Here is a 3,373-nt window from a genome sequence, read left to right on the forward strand (position 1 = left end):
GATAAATTTAAGAAAAACTATGTACTCATGGTTGTACATAAAAAAAGTATTATATTTAAATAAGTTTTTGTTTTAAAATAAATTAATCCTGTACAAATAGGTTTGTACGTAATTTATCTATTATTTTATTTTAATTGTTTGAATTATATAATTTTAATTTTGTACAAAATCTAATTTTAATAAGAGGTGTAATTTATGGGCGAAAAAGTCAAAACTTATGCAGTCAGGTTAGATCCACAAGTAGCAGAATTCTACGATCAATTGGCTAATTCAGAAGGAATCAGAACCAGTAAATTATTCAGTAAAATTTTGACCAATGATTTTCAATCTATTGCTGTTAAGCAGCAGGCAGATCGTATTGAGGATCTGGTGAATCGATTAGAAAAGCGAATAGATGATTTTGAGGAAGATAATAATTTTTCTGAAAAATACTATGAGGATTTTAGTAGTACATACATGATGCTTTTATGGTTATTAATGAAAAATGGTGCTTCTAAAGACGAAATTAGAAGTATGCAAGCTAAGGCCGCTAATTATGCGGAACAAAACTTTTCTTCTAAGGAATCTTAATTTTGGACAATATTATTCAACTTTTAAAACCATGTACGCTTTGTGGAAATGGACAGAATGTACAGCTTTTTGCCGGGTTGATGCTGTGTGAAAGTTGTCAGGAAAATATCAGGCTTACAAATCCAGGTATGTTCTCTGCCAATGATAAGATTGAACAGAAAGCTCTGGATTAACCTGAGCTTTTGCATAAAAATTAACAGCGGCCTGCTGCTTTCAATAGAGCATTACATTGCTTATCACTACTTTGTTTTACAGAGTTAGAACCCGAACAAACTGCCTGGGAACTAATAGCTCCTCCAACTGTTGTGATATAACATTGATGTGATTTTTTTCCTACAGTGGCTACAAAGTTTATCGTGCCATCAATAGATCCTTGTCTATTTGATATGGCCACTTTGTCTGAAGTTGTATTTAAAGCAAAGGCTGCCTTTTGTTCTAAAGTTTGATCCTGGATGACCATATTTCCGACTGTGCCGCATCCTACAAAAAGAGATGCAAATAACAATGGTAATAATTTGAAATTTTTCATAAATTTTCCTAAATATATTTAAATAAGTTAGATTCCAAAACTACAATTAGGAATTTCTTTCTGGAGCTCTCGATAGTTATCTTTAATTTTATCCTGTTCGACTTTTTGAGCATCTCGCGCAAAAATATTGAATGCTTTAGCTTCCTCTCTATATTTCAATCTTAAGCTTTCGCAGTTTTTCTTATGTGTGATCATCTGTTTTGCATCATCTTCACTAATTTTGGTATAGCGTTGATTACTAATTCGCAGTGTTTTTCCATCATCAGATAAGTTGAATGTGATAACTGCTAAACCGTTATTCACACCAAGTTCTTTTTCTTTCTTCTCTAAAACCGTTCCTGATTTTTTATTTCCAAACCAATCAGTTTCTGAAAGAATATTCTCATTTACGATGTAAGTTTCTTTGCCCTCTTTATAGATTTCTAAAACTTTTGGATATTTTGTATCTTCAAGTTGCCAGTAACCAACATATTTATCATGAGGTTTGGAACATGCTGTTAAAGCTAAAGCAACTAAAGTAAGGAAAAATATTTTCATGATTTGCTCAGACAAATTAGATTTTAAAAGGTCATAAGAATAGAGTATTTTTCAAGTATGTCTAAGGACATAAAAAACCAGATTTGTATAGCTAAAGTAATGAAAAAAAACACTATTATTTTATTTCAATCTCTAGATTATATGTTTATAACAAATTGGCTATCTGGTAAGTCGATCATTATTCTTAGTGTTATCAGTTTTATGTATTTTAGATTTTTTATATATTGTTCTTAAGCAAGGCGGAAAGTTAATAAAATAATTATGACCTATCTAGCCACGTGATTTAGGGTCAATTTTTATCTCTCCCAACCCTTGGTTGGGATTTTTGCCTGAGATTTCGCATAAGAGATTTTATGTTAAATCCTTTTATATATTTCTTTTATTAGTTCATTTGTATAAGATCATATCTGCTCGATTACCGTCTAAAAAACAAGGATTTTTTGTGAAAAAGCCTAATCAAAAAGCTATTCTTCGTCAGAAAAAATCAGATTTAAAAATAAGAAAGGAAGGTAAAAAAAGATCACATACTTATATCGGCTTAATAAAATTTTCATCTGTAATCTCATTAGCTAAAATGGGTCATAGAGAAAAATTTCTAGAAACTATAAGAAAAATAAAGCTGAGAGATAGAGCTAATAAGAGTTTATATCTTAATTTTAAGGATGTAGAACTATTGTTGCCAGAAGGCGTTATTTACCTTTTACATCAATTGGATAAGTTAAAAAATAAAAAAGAATTACTAGGACGAACCTCTGATAAGGATGTAGTAAAAGCTATGTTCTCTAGATTAGGCATTCATAGTCTTATTAAACAGCCTCCTTATGTTGGTAAAACTATTAATATTGTTGATAGATGGGAGTGTTTATCGGGAGATAGCGCTGATTTAGGCGAGGAATACGAAAAGATTGAAGAGCAAATAGCTATGATCTTACCAGATAGAAGAGCTAGATTTGTTTTACAAAATGCTATTGCTGAAGCAATCAGTAATGTGATCAATCATGCCTATGATGAAAATGCTCAATATAAGAAATGGTTTTTATTCTTTTGCATAGATAAAGAGAAAAATACATGTCTGATCGTGGTATCAGATGTAGGAAAAACTATTCCGGTAACTATTCCAGTTAAGCTAAGAGATCGTTTATCTATTAATCCAATTGAACTCTTTACTGGTAAAAATGACTCTCAATTGATTGAAATAGCAACAAAATGGAGAAGATCTGCAACAGAAGAGTACCATCGAGGAAAAGGCTTTAATGATATCATGCAGGTTGAATCTGATGTAGATGGTGCAAATGTGATAGTTCTAAGTAGAAAAGGGGCTTGGTCATCTGTCGCTGGTTTAAAAGACTACAAAGATGCTATTGAAGGTACAACTGTAGGATGGGAAATTCCTTTGAATAATGTGAAATTAGTCGCGAGTAAAACTTATGCTTGAAATCAAATATGATGTGGCTAAAGAATATTATCCAAGACCTATGGGTAGAGCTAGAAAAGATGGTCTACATAGTGGTGAACGATTTAGAGAAGAAGTTCTACTACCTTTTTTCCAATCTTTAAAAACGAATCCAAACCAAATTCTTGTTTTAGATTTTAATGGTATATCTACAGCTGGATCTTCTTATCTAGAAGAATCTTTTGGTGGTCTAATTCGTAAAAATGGTTATCGTAAATCTGATTTAAATAGACATCTAAAGATAGTGGTAGATGATGACTTAAAAGAACTTATTACTGATAGAA

At 31.2% G+C, this 3,373-nt stretch carries 6 protein-coding genes; 4 read left to right on the plus strand and 2 right to left on the minus strand.

The genetic code is table 11. The annotated features are described in order from the left end of the window. The first annotated feature begins 195 nt into the window (after positions 1-195). Together FTV37_RS16730 and FTV37_RS16735 are read left to right on the plus strand one after the other, a co-directional pair. A complete protein-coding gene (locus FTV37_RS16730; protein ID WP_046206308.1) occupies positions 196-570 on the plus strand; it encodes a hypothetical protein in 375 nt (124 codons plus the stop codon). A gap of 2 nt (positions 571-572) precedes the next feature. Then, positions 573-743, plus strand: coding sequence for a hypothetical protein (locus FTV37_RS16735; RefSeq protein ID WP_163146735.1), 171 nt, complete (start codon positions 573-575; stop codon positions 741-743). Positions 744-763: 20 nt separating this feature from the next. Here FTV37_RS16735 and FTV37_RS16740 read toward each other — a convergent pair whose 3' ends face one another. Beyond that, positions 764-1,099: a hypothetical protein gene (locus tag FTV37_RS16740; RefSeq protein ID WP_075175697.1), complete on the minus strand. Its 336-nt coding sequence runs from the start codon at positions 1,097-1,099 to the stop codon at positions 764-766. Between the two features lie 27 nt (positions 1,100-1,126). After that, a complete protein-coding gene (locus tag FTV37_RS16745) occupies positions 1,127-1,636 on the minus strand; it encodes a hypothetical protein (RefSeq protein ID WP_046206310.1) in 510 nt (169 codons plus the stop codon). 442 nt (positions 1,637-2,078) lie between these two features. On the opposite strand from FTV37_RS16745, the gene FTV37_RS16750 reads away from it, so the two are divergent. Continuing rightward, positions 2,079-3,071, plus strand: a complete 993-nt coding sequence (locus FTV37_RS16750; protein WP_121973992.1) for a hypothetical protein — start codon at positions 2,079-2,081, stop codon at positions 3,069-3,071. After that, on the plus strand, positions 3,064-3,373 hold a 310-nt coding region (locus FTV37_RS16755), incomplete at its 3' end, for an STAS-like domain-containing protein (protein ID WP_180064300.1). The genes FTV37_RS16750 and FTV37_RS16755, both read left to right, overlap by 8 nt.

It is taken from the genome of Acinetobacter sp. YH16042 (assembly GCF_013417245.1).
GTDB lineage: Bacteria > Pseudomonadota > Gammaproteobacteria > Pseudomonadales > Moraxellaceae > Acinetobacter > Acinetobacter amyesii.